This window comes from Chryseobacterium suipulveris (assembly GCF_022811685.1).
GTDB lineage: Bacteria > Bacteroidota > Bacteroidia > Flavobacteriales > Weeksellaceae > Kaistella > Kaistella suipulveris.
On the sequence record NZ_CP094532.1, the window covers coordinates 728,372 to 742,588 of the forward strand.

At 40.9% G+C, this 14,217-nt stretch carries 16 protein-coding genes; 10 read left to right on the forward strand and 6 right to left on the reverse strand.

Going from position 1 to position 14,217, the window contains the following annotated elements; translation table 11 throughout:
• Positions 1-9 precede the first annotated feature (9 nt).
• Positions 10-657: a uracil-DNA glycosylase gene (locus tag MTP09_RS03410; protein ID WP_243550575.1), complete on the forward strand. Its 648-nt coding sequence runs from the start codon at positions 10-12 to the stop codon at positions 655-657.
• On the opposite strand, the gene MTP09_RS03415 is transcribed toward MTP09_RS03410, so the two are convergent.
• Positions 644-1,264: a hypothetical protein gene (locus tag MTP09_RS03415; protein ID WP_243550577.1), complete on the reverse strand. Its 621-nt coding sequence runs from the start codon at positions 1,262-1,264 to the stop codon at positions 644-646. The two genes, MTP09_RS03410 and MTP09_RS03415, sit on opposite strands and share 14 nt — an antisense overlap.
• Before the next feature lie 5 nt (positions 1,265-1,269).
• Positions 1,270-1,761 carry a DUF456 domain-containing protein gene (locus MTP09_RS03420; protein WP_243550579.1) on the reverse strand — a complete coding sequence of 164 codons (492 nt, stop codon included), beginning with the start codon at positions 1,759-1,761 and terminating at the stop codon, positions 1,270-1,272.
• 66 nt (positions 1,762-1,827) lie between these two features.
• Here MTP09_RS03420 and MTP09_RS03425 point away from each other — a divergent pair, with 66 nt between their 5' ends.
• The 9 genes from MTP09_RS03425 (at position 1,828) to MTP09_RS03460 (ending at position 10,665) form a co-directional block, all read left to right on the forward strand.
• Positions 1,828-3,096 carry a mechanosensitive ion channel domain-containing protein gene (locus tag MTP09_RS03425; RefSeq protein WP_243551577.1) on the forward strand — a complete coding sequence of 423 codons (1,269 nt, stop codon included), beginning with the start codon at positions 1,828-1,830 and terminating at the stop codon, positions 3,094-3,096.
• On the forward strand, positions 3,093-3,812 hold the full coding sequence (locus tag MTP09_RS03430; protein WP_243550581.1) for a pyridoxine 5'-phosphate synthase: 720 nt from the start codon (positions 3,093-3,095) through the stop codon (positions 3,810-3,812). The genes MTP09_RS03425 and MTP09_RS03430 overlap by 4 nt, the downstream gene beginning before the upstream one ends.
• Positions 3,813-3,818: 6 nt before the next feature.
• Positions 3,819-4,709: an alpha/beta hydrolase gene (locus MTP09_RS03435; RefSeq protein WP_243550583.1), complete on the forward strand. Its 891-nt coding sequence runs from the start codon at positions 3,819-3,821 to the stop codon at positions 4,707-4,709.
• Between the two features lie 16 nt (positions 4,710-4,725).
• Complete coding sequence (locus MTP09_RS14520; protein WP_396022243.1) at positions 4,726-5,031, forward strand: DUF6922 domain-containing protein; 306 nt, start codon at positions 4,726-4,728, stop codon at positions 5,029-5,031.
• Between the two features lie 75 nt (positions 5,032-5,106).
• Entirely contained in the window at positions 5,107-5,895 is a 789-nt protein-coding gene (locus MTP09_RS03440; RefSeq protein WP_243550585.1) for an alpha/beta fold hydrolase, read from the forward strand.
• 88 nt (positions 5,896-5,983) lie between these two features.
• On the forward strand, positions 5,984-7,006 hold the full coding sequence (locus tag MTP09_RS03445) for an NAD-dependent epimerase/dehydratase family protein (protein WP_243550587.1): 1,023 nt from the start codon (positions 5,984-5,986) through the stop codon (positions 7,004-7,006).
• A 56-nt stretch (positions 7,007-7,062) separates the two neighbouring features.
• Complete coding sequence (locus MTP09_RS03450; RefSeq protein WP_243550589.1) at positions 7,063-8,826, forward strand: AMP-dependent synthetase/ligase; 1,764 nt, start codon at positions 7,063-7,065, stop codon at positions 8,824-8,826.
• Between the two features lie 185 nt (positions 8,827-9,011).
• Complete coding sequence (locus tag MTP09_RS03455) at positions 9,012-10,067, forward strand: diphosphomevalonate/mevalonate 3,5-bisphosphate decarboxylase family protein (protein WP_243550591.1); 1,056 nt, start codon at positions 9,012-9,014, stop codon at positions 10,065-10,067.
• A 118-nt stretch (positions 10,068-10,185) separates the two neighbouring features.
• Positions 10,186-10,665, forward strand: coding sequence for a hypothetical protein (locus MTP09_RS03460; RefSeq protein WP_243550592.1), 480 nt, complete (start codon positions 10,186-10,188; stop codon positions 10,663-10,665).
• Between the two features lie 217 nt (positions 10,666-10,882).
• Here the strand turns inward: MTP09_RS03460 and MTP09_RS03465 are convergent, their stop codons facing one another.
• Genes MTP09_RS03465 through MTP09_RS03480 form a run of 4 tightly spaced genes read right to left on the reverse strand, consistent with a single transcriptional unit; the run spans position 10,883 to position 14,214 of the window.
• Positions 10,883-11,077, reverse strand: a complete 195-nt coding sequence (locus tag MTP09_RS03465) for a hypothetical protein (RefSeq protein WP_243550594.1) — start codon at positions 11,075-11,077, stop codon at positions 10,883-10,885.
• 10 nt (positions 11,078-11,087) lie between these two features.
• Positions 11,088-11,684, reverse strand: a complete 597-nt coding sequence (locus MTP09_RS03470; RefSeq protein WP_243550596.1) for a MarC family protein — start codon at positions 11,682-11,684, stop codon at positions 11,088-11,090.
• 43 nt (positions 11,685-11,727) lie between these two features.
• On the reverse strand, positions 11,728-13,473 hold the full coding sequence (locus MTP09_RS03475; protein WP_243550598.1) for a BatD family protein: 1,746 nt from the start codon (positions 13,471-13,473) through the stop codon (positions 11,728-11,730).
• Complete coding sequence (locus tag MTP09_RS03480) at positions 13,474-14,214, reverse strand: tetratricopeptide repeat protein (protein WP_243550600.1); 741 nt, start codon at positions 14,212-14,214, stop codon at positions 13,474-13,476. It lies immediately after the preceding gene.
• Positions 14,215-14,217 lie beyond the last annotated feature (3 nt).

Below are 14,217 nucleotides of genomic sequence, written 5' to 3' on the forward strand. Positions count from 1 at the left end.
CCATCACTCATGAACCAAACCTGGACTGAAATTCTCGCTCCCATTAAAAATTCCGATTACTTCAAAACGCTTTGGCAAAAAGTAAAAGAAGAATATGCTTCCTCAAAATGTTTCCCGCCAAAAAATCAGATTTTCAGAGCTATAGAGTTAACTCCATTTGAAAATGTGAAAGTGGTCATTATCGGACAGGATCCTTATCACAATGATTTCCAGGCGAATGGATTGTGTTTTTCGGTTTCGGAAGAAGTTGCTGCTCCGCCTTCATTAAAAAATATTTTTACCGAACTAAAGGAAGATTTGGGAATTCTTCGAACCAAAAAGGAACTCGACGATTGGGCGGAACAGGGAGTTTTGCTGCTCAATGCGACACTTTCGGTAAAAGCTCATTCGCCAAATTCACACAAAGATTTGGGTTGGGAAAAATTCACTGATTTTGTCATTAAAGAAATTTCTGAGAAAAAGGAAAATGTGGTGTTCGTTTTGTGGGGCGCGTTTGCACAAAAAAAGGAGGAACTAATCGATTCCTCCAAACATTTTATCATTAAATCTGCGCATCCATCGCCGTTTTCGGTGTACCGTGGCTTTTACGGAAGCAGACCTTTTTCAAAAATAAATGATTATTTAAAATCCAAAAACTTAGAAGCTATTTCGTGGTAGTACCACCTTTCGTAGCTGGCGTTGCTGCTGCTTTTTCGAATTTCAAACCGATTTTATATTTTCCTTTCAATTGTTTATATCCTTTATCTGAAGTAGTTTCAGGAGTCAAAGAAACTAGCGTAACATTATAACCGTTGAAGTTCTGAGTTTTTGCCAGTCCTTTGTTGGCATCGTTCATTGTGCTTAATCTCAAAGTTTGCGGTCGTGTATAGGTTCCCATAAATTCCACTTCGGCGGTTGCGGCACCTTCCCAGATACAGTTCACGTCTTTCGGACATCGGCTGTCTTCGGTGATTTGTTTGAAAGTCACATTCATTTGCTGTTCCTTCAGGAAAGTATTTTCACCTTCAGCTAGGTAAACTGTTGCTTTTTTTTGTGCCTCCATTGCTGCTGCTTCTCTTTTTGCCTGCTCTATCGCTTCCTTATCGGGAGGCATTCCTGGAGCCATCTCTTGTTCGCCGGTTTTAGTCGGTGTTGAAACTGTTCCCGTTGTAGTTTTTGGAGTAGCGGTTTCAGTTTTTTCTGAAGTAGATTTTGTGGTTTGCTGATTTTGACACGTTGCCAAAGTTAGCATCCCGAAAGTGGCGAGAACAATTCTGTGTAACATGACTTTCAATTTTTAAACATATCTAAAATAACCACCAAAAACATTGCCAAAGCAACAATGAAATTAAAGCCGGTTCCGTAAATAAACCCTATGAATGCACCTTTGGTGGAGTTCAGCGCTTTCTTTTTGTCGTTCGCATCGTGAAGAAGTTCGCCGATGAAAACTCCTAGAAACATCCCGATCAAGAAACCGAACGGAATCGGAATGAAAAACATTCCTGCAAAAGTCCCGATTACCGAACCGACGCTTCCCCAACGAGTTCCGCCGTATTTCCTGTTAGTTCTTGCGGGTATCACATAATTCAAGACGACCGAAATCGCCGTGAGTGCCACAAAAATCCAGACATAACCCATAGAAAGCGGAGCATCGGTACCAAATTTATAAATCAGCAAACCGCAGATACTTAGCAAAAGTCCGGGCAAAACAGGAATAAAAGTTCCCAGAATTCCGACAATCATTAAAACAATGCAGACCAGATAAATGATACTGTTGTCCATCTCTAATTTTTGTTAAAAATAATTATTAATCTGCGAATGACAAACAGTTTTCTTATTTTTGTGGGGATGAAGGGCGAACTGATAGACACCAAAGATTTATTGCAGAACATTAGCGATCATATTCACTTTTTCGCTAAGGATTATTTTCCCGATTCGTGGATCTTGTTGGGACAGATCGTGCTGAAGTTTCTGTTTTTGGTGGCATTGGTTTATTTCGTTGATTTCATCTTCAAGCTCATCCTTAATTCTGTTTTTCGGATTTTCTTTAACAAGGACAAATATCCGGTTCTGAAATCGGTGTACCGTTCCAGGATTACCAATTCCTTTTCGCATCTGCTGGCTTTGCTTTTTGCAAGTTTTGCGTTGCTGTCGGTTTTTTACAGGCACCCAAAAAGTTTTACTTTTTTGGAAAGGTTGGTCGGGATTGCTATTGTTTTCGTTGTCGCGGGAATGCTTTACAGAGGTTTAGCTGCCCTCAAAAATTATTCGATCATTCAGAACGACCATTATAGAATTATCGCGCTGAACGCGGTTTCGCAAACGGTCAAAATCTTCGGAATATTTGTTTCGACGGTAGTTGCGGTTTGTGTGATATTTGGAATCAGCGGATCTGCCATTGTGGGAAGTTTGGGTGCGATCACTGCGGTTTTGGTTTTGGTTTTTCGCGATACGATTTTGGGTTTTGTGACGGGAATTCATGTGGCAACATCCAAGAACCTGAAAGTCGGCGACTGGATCGGAATTCCGAAATACAATCTCGAAGGCAATATTCAGGATATCAATCTTTTAACAACGAAAATCCAAAATTTCGACAAAACCATTTCGACCATTCCAACTTACGATTTGCTCACGACAGAAATCAAGAATATTCAGGTAATGTCGGAAAGCAACAAACGGCGGATCAAGCGTTCGATTATCTTCAATATTAACTCGTTTAAATTTCTGAGCAGTGAAAATATCGACCAGCTCGCAAGAATCAATCTGGTCAAAGAATACCTTCTGGAAAAAAAATCCGAAATCGTTGCGGAACGCGAATCGCTTTCCAACCCCGAACTTCTCATTAATGGAAGACAGTTGACCAATATCGGCGTTTTCCGGGAATATGTCTTTAATTATCTGAAAAACAACGAGCATATCGATCAGGACGAAACCATTCTTGTGCGACAGCTGGAAAATACCACTCAAGGAATGCCTCTGGAAATCTATTGTTTTACCAACAGTTCCGTGTGGTCCAATTACGAGGATATTCAGGCAGATATTTTCGACCACCTTCTCGTAGCGTCCAAAGAGTTTGACCTGCAGATTGTGCAGTTTGCAAAAATGTATGAATCATGACAAAACTTAGTGTAAATATCAACAAAATTGCCACCATCAGAAATGCGAGAGGTGGCGAATTGCCGAGTGTGACCGAAGCGGCGATAAAACTTCAGGAATTCGGCGCGCAGGGAATTACTGTTCATCCACGTCCCGACGAAAGACACATTACCCGGAAAGATGTTTATGACCTGAAACCTTTGGTTCACACGGAATTCAATATCGAGGGAAATCCACACCGACCGTTTATCGATATGGTTCTGGAAATCAAACCGGAGCAGGTAACCCTCGTTCCCGATGCGGACGACGCCATCACGTCCAACGCAGGTTGGGATTGCGAAAAGAATCTCGATTTCCTGAAATCGGTCATTGCGGAGTTTAAGAGTGCGGGAATCCGAACCTCGATTTTTCTCGATCCAAATCCTGAAATGGTAAAGTTTGCCGCAGAAACCGGAACCGACAGAATCGAACTTTATACGGAAGCTTATGCCAGGAATTATCTGCTCGATAAAGAAGCGGCTATCAAACCTTATTACGAAACCGCTTTGGAAGCGACGAAATTTGGTTTGGGAATCAACGCCGGTCACGATTTGAGCTTAGACAACCTGAAATATTTTGCCGAAAATATCCCGAATCTTTTGGAGGTATCGATTGGTCACGCCCTGATTTCGGAGGCGCTTTATTTGGGACTGGAAAATACGGTACAGCTCTATCTGAAGCGATTGGCGAAATGGTAGCTTAAAATGAAATTCCTGAAATTTTTCGCGGTACTTTCCCTTTTAATCCTTTACGGTTGTCAAATCAATTATCCTTTGCTGCAGCCGTGGAAGAACGATCCTGACCGACGAAATTTTTCGTGGAAAGAAAAAGAAGACTCGATTCATTTGAAGATTGTGGGAGAGAATCTGCAACCTGTCTTTTTTAAAAATAAAGATTCACTGCAGCGCAATTTTACCATTACCAGTTATTTTTTTAATGGAAATAATGGCCGGAAAATCAACGCGTGGCTTTTGCAGCCAAAGAGCAAGGTAGCTGATAAATCGGTTTTTGCCCTCCACGGAAACGCAGGAAATCTCAATACCCAACTTGGCTTTTTTTCAAACCTCACGGATTTTGGCTTCCAGGTTTTTATTTTTGATTACCCCGGATTTGGTTATTCCGAAGGGAAGCCGACCCGGAAAGCTGCTCTCGAAGATTCTTTTTCGGCGTTTGAATTTTTTCGGAATTTAGATAAGGTGAAGTCCACTTCAAAAATTATTTACGGTCAATCCATCGGCGGAAATTTTGCGATTCCCGTTGCCACACAAAACCAGGGAGAAATTGCAGGTTTGGTTTTGGAGGGAACTTTTCTGCAAACCGACGATATTGCCAATCACTATTTTCCGGTTTTGGGAAGAGTTGCGTTAAAGAATAACTTCGATAACAAGCTGAATATCAAAAGTTTCAAAAAGTCGGTTTTGGTAATTCACAGCAACGAAGACAAAGTTGTCCCCGAAAAGTTGGGAAAAAAGCTTTTCGAGAATGCCAACGAACCCAAATCTTTTCTTGAAATCGGCAAGTGCCATATTTGCGGAATCAAGTTTTACGGTGAAGAAATCGCTTCCAGAATCGGGGAGGTGATTTTCGGAAATTAGTTTGTATTTTTGGGGAATGAATTCCACAATCACAGTTAACGATTTTTCGAAGCATCTTTTTTGGAATGTCGATTTGGAGAAGTTTGATTTGGATAAACATAAAGTCCAAATGATTCAAAAAGTCTTAGAATACGGCAGGATAAATGATTGGAATCTATTGAAACAATATTACGGATTAGAAGAAATAAAAAATGTTTCTCTTAATTTAAGGAGTTTAGATGCTGTCACACTTTCGTTTGTTTCAACCATTTTTAAAATTGATAAATCCAAATTTCGATGCTACAAACACAGACAGTCAGTCGAGAATTATTGGAACTCTTAGCTGTTGGTTTTTCCTACAATTTTACTTAATCGCTGAAAACTTCAAACCTCAAACTCCAAACCTTAAACTTTAATAATGCAAATCCTCCACTCTAAAATTTACGGCACCGAAAAATCGGGAACACCGCTTCTGGTTTTTCACGGTCTGTTCGGAATGCTCGATAACTGGGGAAGTTTCGGCAAAGAAATGGGCGAGTTTTTTCCGGTACACCTTATTGATTTAAGGAACCATGGTAAAAGTTTCCACTCTGAAGAAATGTCGCACGACGATTTGGCGCACGATATCACGCATTACATGGAGCATTACGGGATCGAAAAAGCCAATTTGCTCGGTCACTCTCTCGGCGGAAAAGCTGTGATGCAGTTCGCGATTAAATATCCGTTAAAAGTCGAGAAACTCATCGTGGTCGATATCGGTCCGAAAGCTTATCCTCCTCATCACCAGGGAATTATGAAGGCGCTCGAAAGTGTGGATTTTAACAAGGTTACGACAAGGCAGGAAGTAGAGCAGGTTCTGCAGCAATTTATCCCGGAAAAGTCTGTCATTCAGTTTCTTGCAAAAAATCTGTATTGGACGGAAGACAAAAAATTAGCATGGCGTTTCAACCTCGAAACACTTTCTTCGAAATACAGTGAATTTGTTTCCAATGCGATAAAGTACGGAGTTTTCACGGGAGAAACTTTGTTTGTTGCAGGTGCCAAATCCAACTATATCCTTCCGCAGGACGAGTTTCAGATCAAGCAGCAGTTTCCGAATTCTTCCATCGTGAAAATTGAAAATGCAGGACATTGGGTTCAGGCAGAAAATCCGAAAGATTTCAACGAGGTGGTAAAGGATTTCTTAATGCATAAATTCCAGAATTAATTTGATAATGAGCTAATTGGGAAATTTGAAAATGTTCTATTTAAAACTACTATTGTAAAATTCACCTATCACCCATCACCCATCACCTATGATCTTAGTAACCGGCGCAACAGGAATTCTCGGCAGAGTCCTAATTTTGGAACTGCAAAAACGCGGTAGAACGGTTCGTGCCACGAAACGAAAATCCAGCAATATTGCCGAAGTGAAAGATTCCTTCAAATTCTATGTCGAAAATCCTGACGAAGAATTTGCCAAAATCCAATGGATTGATGTGGATTTTGACGATATCAGTTCCCTGAAGTCGGCATTGGAAGGTGTGGATGAAGTATATCACTGCGCTGCAAAGGTGAGTTTTCATCCCGATAAGAAAAGGGAAATGTACCATACCAATATTGATGGAACTAAGAATCTGCTTTACGCTTGCGAAAATTCCTCGGTAAAGAAATTCTGCTTTGTGAGCTCGATTGCGGTTTTAGACGGGCTTAATGAAAACGGCGAAATGGATGAGAACTCCGACTACAACCCGAAAATCGACCATTCTGCTTATGCGGTCTCCAAACATTTTTCGGAGATGGAGGTTTGGCGCGCTTCCGCGGAAGGTCTGAACACCGTGATCATCAATCCTGGAATGATCGTAGGAAGCGGAAACTGGAACCAAAGCAGCGGCGAACTTTTCGGCACATTCGAGAAAAACGGATTCATCGGAAGCGGCGGAACTTCGTATGTGGATGTGCGCGATGTTGCCAAAATCGCAGTAGAACTGATGGACAAAAATATCTTCGGTGAAAGATTTATCCTGATTTCCGAGAACGTTCGGTTTTTTGATTTCGGAAAAATGGTTCGCGGAAAACTGGGTTTAAAAGACCAGAAAATCCTCTCCGCATCAGTTTTAAATCTCGGTAGAATCTTGAGTTTCCTTTTCGGCTGGATGGTTCCGAAACTGAAAATGGCAAACAAAGTCAATATCGAGGCGATCAGCAATTTCAATAAAATTTCAAATAAGAAAATCGTGGAAAAGCTGGATTACCACTTCATTCCCATTTCAGAAAGTATTGATTTTCATTTAAAAAATTATCTTAAAAAAGACGGAAGTTTGAAGACAGCGGACTGAAGTTAATAATTCTCCCTATCTTCCGACTAACGACCTCCACCTTCCAACTATTAGAAATGAATCTTACCCAATTCCTCAATACCAATACCGAAAAATTTCCTGAACGCGCCGCAATCGGCTTTAAGAAAAAAGAAGAATGGAAGGAAATCAACTGGAAAAATTTTCGCAGGATGGTTTTCAAAACCGCAAATGCGCTGAAAAATGCGGGGATTGCCGAGAATGACCGTGTCGCGATCTATTCCGACAATTCCGCGGAATGGGTGGTTTTCGATTTGGCGGCGCTTTCTTTGGGAGCGGTGTCGGTGCCGATTTATTCGACCAATAACCGCGAACAGGCAGAATATATCCTCAACGATTCTGAAGCGAAAATTATTCTTGTCGGAAATCAGGAACAGTACGATGCCGCGCTTGAAATCCTTCAGAATTCCCAATATCTAAAGGAAATCATCATCTCGAAAAAAGCGGTTTGGATCAAGAAAGAACATTCGCAATATCTGGAAGATTTCATCAAAAAAGCCGATGAAAATTTCGACATCGCTGAAAAAGACGACGAGGATTTGGCGACCATCATCTACACATCGGGAACAACGGGGGTTCCGAAAGGTGTGATGCTCACTCACGGAAATTTCCACAAATGCTTCGATGCCCATTTCGATTTCTTTAAATTCAAAAATTTCGAAAAGGAACATTCGCTCGCTTTTCTCCCCCTGACACACGTTTTCGAGAGAAGCTGGACTTTACTTTGTTTGACAGGCGGCGCGAAAGTCTCGTTTCTGGAAAACACCAAACTTATCGCAAGTTGCTTAACCGAAGTGAAGCCCACGATGATGTGCTCCGTTCCGAGGTTTTACCAAAAAATTTATGCGGGAGTCAACGAAATGGTTGCAGCAGGTTCCGACATGAAAAAGAAGATTTTCCGTTTTGCGATGAATACGGGAAGTGAAGTTGCCGAACTGAAGCGGCTCGGCAAATCAGTTCCTTTCGGATTAAATCTCAAGAATGCGATTGCCAATGCTTTGGTTTTCAAAAAAATCAAAAACAAAATGGGTGGAAAACTTTGGTTCATGCCGTGTGGAGGTGCATCGATTTCTCCCGAGGTGACGAAGTTTTTTGACGCGATGGGAATCCACATCACCGTCGGTTACGGACTCACCGAAACTACCGCGACATTGACGGCGTTTCCGTTCAAAAATTACGAACACGGAACGGCGGGTATTTCGCTCGGCGACACTCAAATCAAGATTGGCGAGAATGACGAAATCCTTGCCAAAGGAAGTGGAATTATGAAAGGTTATTATAAAAAACCTACAGAAACCGCCGAAGTTTTTACCGAAGACGGTTGGTTTAAAACAGGCGATGCGGGAAGGTTTGACGAAAAAGGAAACCTCATGATCACCGATAGAATCAAGGATCTGATGAAAACCTCAAACGGGAAATACATTGCTCCGCAACCAATTGAAAACCTGTTGTCGAACGATAACTACATCAATCAGGTGATGGTGGCCGCGGAAGGAAAACCTTTTGTAACCGCGCTGATTATTCCTAATTTTGAGGCGTTAAAAGAGCAGTTGCCAAAACTGAATATTCCTTTTACGAGTTGGGAAGAAGTGGTGAAACTCGATAAAGTGAAAGATTTTTACCACCAAAAAATCGAGGAGATCCAGAAGCAGCTTTCGGGTTTTGAAAAGGTGAAGAAATTTGTTCTGATGCCCGCAGAATTCGAAATCGGAAGCGGCGAAATCACACCAACATTAAAGGTAAAACGAAATGTGGTTCTCGCAAAATATGCGGATTTGATTGAGAAGATGTATCTGCATTAATAAAGATACAAGATACAAGGCAAAAGAAACAAGTTAAAGACTAAAGATTAAAGGCAAAGGAAATAAAGTCTTTGAAATGGGAATTTTTAAAATGAATTCTTAAAGTGGTCAAATTCGACCACTTAAGATAAACTTAAAACTCTGCGTACTTTGTGAAATCTTAGTGTACTTTGTGTTAAATAGATATGGAGCAAGACTTTTTAGGAAATAAGAACTTCACGGTTTCTTCGCAAACCGTTTCTGCGAGTTGTCCGAGCAATATCGCACTGATTAAATATTGGGGAAAATTCGACAATCAGATTCCCGCGAATCCGAGCATCAGTTATACTTTGAATCACTGTAAAACCAATACTTCTGTTGAGTTTTTGGCAGATGAAAGTTTTTCCGTCCAGACTTTTTTGGCGGGAAATGAAGAGAAGAAATTCGCCGAGAAAATCGAAAAATATTTCAGAAATATCGAGGAATACTTACCCTGGATTTTAAAGGGAAAATACATCATCAAAACCGAAAACACGTTTCCGCACAGTTCGGGAATTGCGAGTTCTGCATCGGGATTTGGCGCGATTGCAAAATGTTTGATGGAACTCGACGGGATTTTTTCAGGAATAACCGATGAAGATTCTAAACTAAAAAAAGCCAGTTTCCTCGCTCGTTTGGGAAGCGGAAGTGCGTGCAGAAGTTTATACAACGGACTGATTGTTTGGGGCGAAACCAAGGAAGTTGCAGGAAGTTCCGACCTTTTTGCGGTTCCTTATCCGAATGAGGAAATCCATTCCATGTTCAAGAAATTTAACGACTGGGTTCTGCTCATCCACGAAGGCGAAAAATCGGTGAGTTCCACTGTGGGACACGGTTTGATGAAAACCAATCCTTATGCGGAAAGAAGATTTCAAGAAGCCCATGAAAATTTCACTACACTGAAAGAAATCCTGAAAACGGGCGATATGAGGCGCTTTATCAAACTCGTGGAACACGAAGCACTCACGCTTCACGCGATGATGATGATGAGCGACCCTGCCTTTATCCTGATGAAAACGGGAACGTTGGAAGTCATCAACAAAATCTGGGAATTCAGAAAAGCAACCGGACTAGACTTGTTTTTCACGCTCGACGCGGGAGCAAATGTTCACCTGCTCTTCCCTGAAGATTCTTCATCCGAAACCATCAAAAGTTTCATCGTGAAAGAACTTTTGCAACACACGCAAAACGGTGGAGTAGTGAAGGACGAAATGAGGTTTTAAGATAAAAATTATTAGAAAATTTTTTGATAAAGCTGGATGAAATAAACCCAAATTTGATTACTCCGTCCCTAAAGGGAGTAAATTTTGGTTTATTTCTAAAAACTAAATTGGATCTAAGATGACCTTTAACAAAACTTTTTTAAAGGAAAGAAGATTTCGCCTAAACAGAAAGTTTGCGGTGTATCGCTACCTTCCTGAGAAGAAAGTGTTTAGAAAAGGTAATCTGTATTTTTGGCAGTTGCTGTTTTTCCTTGCGGTATTTATTTTCCTTTATTGGAAGTTAAAGTCAGATGAATTCTCACCGACTCTATTAATGATATTATTTGTCGTTTCAGTTTTTCTCATCGGATTTCTGGTGAAATTTACTTTAAGCCAGATTTTTCCCGAAGTTGTTTTGGATGAGCGTGGAATCAAAATCAGGGGAGTGAAAAAAATTCGTTGGGAAGAGATTTCATCCTTGAAAATCGATACCAGTTTTGATCTTTTTGCTGACGTTAAACTGAAAAATTCAAAACAGATCCGACAGCGATTAGAAAATTCCAAACCCGAAATACTGCAAAAATATTGCAGGTCATTTTTCAAAAAATACAGAAACTAAATGACTCGATGAAAGTTTCGTATTCATTGAATCGCAAAGACTTACTGATCTTTTCCCGATTTTTAAGTGAGCAAAGAATTGATCTGCAGGCAGATTTTTGAAGCGTGATCTTTCCAAGCTTCATCAGTTCACCTTTGGTGAATGGAACCTTGCTTTCTAGATGGAGAGTTTTAGTTGAAAAACTTTGCGTTTAACAATGTCGATTCACTTTTGAATTTTATTTTTTTCTTGCAAGTTTGCTCATAAAGTGCAGCACGAAAACAACGATGATTCCTAAGATTCCTGCCGACATTGAAAGTATGAATTTAGAATTCTCCTCGTGCCAAAAACCCAAATTCCACTCCATTACATAAAGGTTGAAGCCGATGAAGATCACGAAAAGTGCGAGGAAAATCTTATAGAAAAGTTGCATTGTTGCGGTTTTAAAATTTAATATACTGCGTAAAAAGCTGCGCGAAATTAGCGGTAAACAGCTTGATTGAAATCGCCAAAAGTACAATCCCGAAAACTTTCTGCAAAACCTGCAGGGTTCCATCTCCCAATTTTTCTTCGATCCAGTTTGCCGATTTCAGCACCAAATATACGAAAATGATGTTGATCAGTATCGCCAAAATAATGTTGATGTCGTGGTATGCGGAACGAATGGAAAGAATCGTGGTCAAAACTCCCGCACCTGCAACCAGCGGAAACGCGATCGGCACGATGGAAGCAGATTTCGCTTCGGTATTTTTCTGAATTTCGATGCCAAGAATCATTTCTACCGCGATGATGAAGATTACGAAAGCTCCTGCAATAGCGAAGGAATTCACGTCAACTCCGATCAGTTTCAGGATTTTATTTCCGATGAAAAGAAAGGCAATCATCAAAGCTGCTGCAACCAACGATGCGCGTTCTGCCTCGATTTTTCCGAATTTTTTCTTGAGTCCAACGATAATCGGAACGGAGCCCACAATATCGATTACGGCAAAAAGAACCATGGTCGCCGTAAGCGTTTCTTTGACGGAGAAATGTTCTAACATTTTTTGAAATTATTAATTTCGCAAAAATATAAAAATAAAATGATTATTTTATAATCTGGGAAAATAAGGAGGTAATTCCGTTCAATAGCTCATCAATACGTTCTTTGCTTTGCATTGGTGAATATTTTTCGAAATGGATTTGCTCGGAGAGTACTCGGTATTGGTCGGCAAATTGTGGTCCTTTTGTTTCTTCAATGAATTTTCTGAACCCGCTTTCGTCGGAAATCGAGTTTTGTTTTTTCACATCTTCCTTCAGATCTTCATAAGCCGAAAAGAATGTTGAAAAATTTTCATTTTCTTTCAGTTTTCTTAAATATTCGATATTCTCTTCGAAGGTGGTTCCGAAATCTTTTCGAATGAGTTCCTCAGTTTCGGCAATGGTTTTGGATGGAGCAGGAGCGTCGGTTACAGGAACCAGTCGCTTTTTCTGCTTTCTTTTAGAAACAACCATAAACATTCCCACCACAGAAATCAGCAAAGCAAGATTTCCTGCAACAATTTTCCAGTTGATGCGGTTTTTGTCCTTTTCCTTAACCTTTAAGTTTACGGTATTCAGAACAGGTGTGTTTACGGTTTCCAGCACATTGTTGGTGATGTCGTTTACTTTTTCCAAAGTCGATTTTGCCGCATCGATTTCCTCTGGAGTTTTCACATTCAGCGCAATCGCTTTCGAACCAAGGTCCACATATTTTTGGGAATTGGGATCAAAGAAGGAGAAGTTTTCGAAACCTACGGTAACCAATCCTGGTTTTTTGGGAACCACAACATATTCAGCAATAATGTCGCCCGAAAGATTATCATCACGGGTTACTGCATTTGAAGTAATTTTCGGAGGATACGCAACATAATCTGCGGAATGCAGAATCTTCGGCAAGTGCAGCGTTCCAAAGTTACCCGCACCAGAAAGTTTTAGCGAAACATTCAGTGGTTTTTCAACTTCGGCAACGTCATTTTTGTTGAGGTTTGCAACTGAGACATCGAATTTTCCTACCGCGTTTTTGAAGTGTTCCGGCATTCCTGCGGGAAGTTTCTTAACGTTCAGTTTTACTTTGTTGGAGACGATTCTGTTTTCGGCGGATGAATTCGCAACCGATGCAGAAACAGGGTTGATCTCAATATTTCCCGATTCGGATGGGAAAATCATAAACACCGCAATCACCTGAGAATTCATTCCTGCGGAAGATTCGATTTCCGATTTGGCAAAACTAACGGGTTTGATGTTGACATTTCTTTGATGCGGAACCTGGATGTTTCTAAGATTCCTGAAACTGCCGTAATTTCTGCTGTAGGCACGCAAAACCGCAATCGTGGATTCGTTTTTATAAACTTCTCGGTCCTGAACTTCAAGATTCAGGTAAACATCGTTGCTTTCGGTATTGGCAGCAACGGAGGATCGTTTTTCAGCATCACGAACGTTGATTTCGAATGGTTCAGTTTTGTAGATTTTTCCGTTTACCGTCACGAGTACCGAACCAATCTTGATTTTCCCCGACTGTTTCGGACTTAAAACCAGTTGATAAACCATCTGGTTCAAAACATCACCTCTTTTTGCATCGAGCACGATCGTGTTCTGCTCCGATGCGGTTCCGATGATGTCGAATTTGGAGAGATCGGGCATTCTGAGCGGCGTTTCCTGCTGCATATTTTCACCGCTGATTTCCAGGATCACATTTAGGTTGAAGCGCTGGTTCAGCTTGGCTTCCTTCACGTCAGAGACAGCCAAGGTGACCTGGCTGTATGCAAACAGTGATGAAAAAATTGACAATATGTAGAGTATTCGCTGCTTCATTTACCAGTCCTTCTCGTTGCTTTGCGGCATCGAATAGGAATTTTTGTTGAGGATCCTTTTCGCTGTTTCCCGTTCTTTGTTTTCTACTCTGTTTAGGATTTGGTTTTCTAAGTCTTTCGGCATCTGGTCCGAATTGTTGTTTTTATTTTCGTTCGGGTCTTTTCCTTCGCCTTCGCCTTTGTTCTGTTCACCGCTTCCTTGCTGCTGTTTCGGCGTGTTTCCTTTATCGTTGCCTTGGTTTTGGTCTTTGTTGTCGTCTTTTCCTCCTCCTCCGCCAGAATTGTTTTTCTGCTGCTGTTGCTCTTTTTCCTTCTCTTTCAGCATTGCGATTTCGTAATTTTTACGGATGGTTTCGTTGTACGGATCCTGTTTCAGCGCCTTTTTGTAGAGTTGGGCGGCTTTTTCGGAATCGTTCATCATCATTTGGGAATTTCCCAGGTTGTAGAGTGCCGCAGCTTTGTCGGGGAGGGTTTGCGAAAGTTTTTCGGCTTTTTCGAATTCGGCTTTTGCTTCTTCGTATTTGCCGCTTTTGTAGAGGGAATTACCAAGATTGTAGTGCGCCGTGAATTCTTTTTCGTTCAGTTTCGCGGCTTCCATATATTTTGAGGAAGCAGATTCGTAGTTCTTTTTGTCGAACTGTTGGTTTCCTTTAAAAATGAGGGTTTTGTAACTTTCCTGTGCAGAAAGAAACACCATTCCGAAAAGCACCAATACTGCCGATAAAATAGCATTTGTGTTCATTAC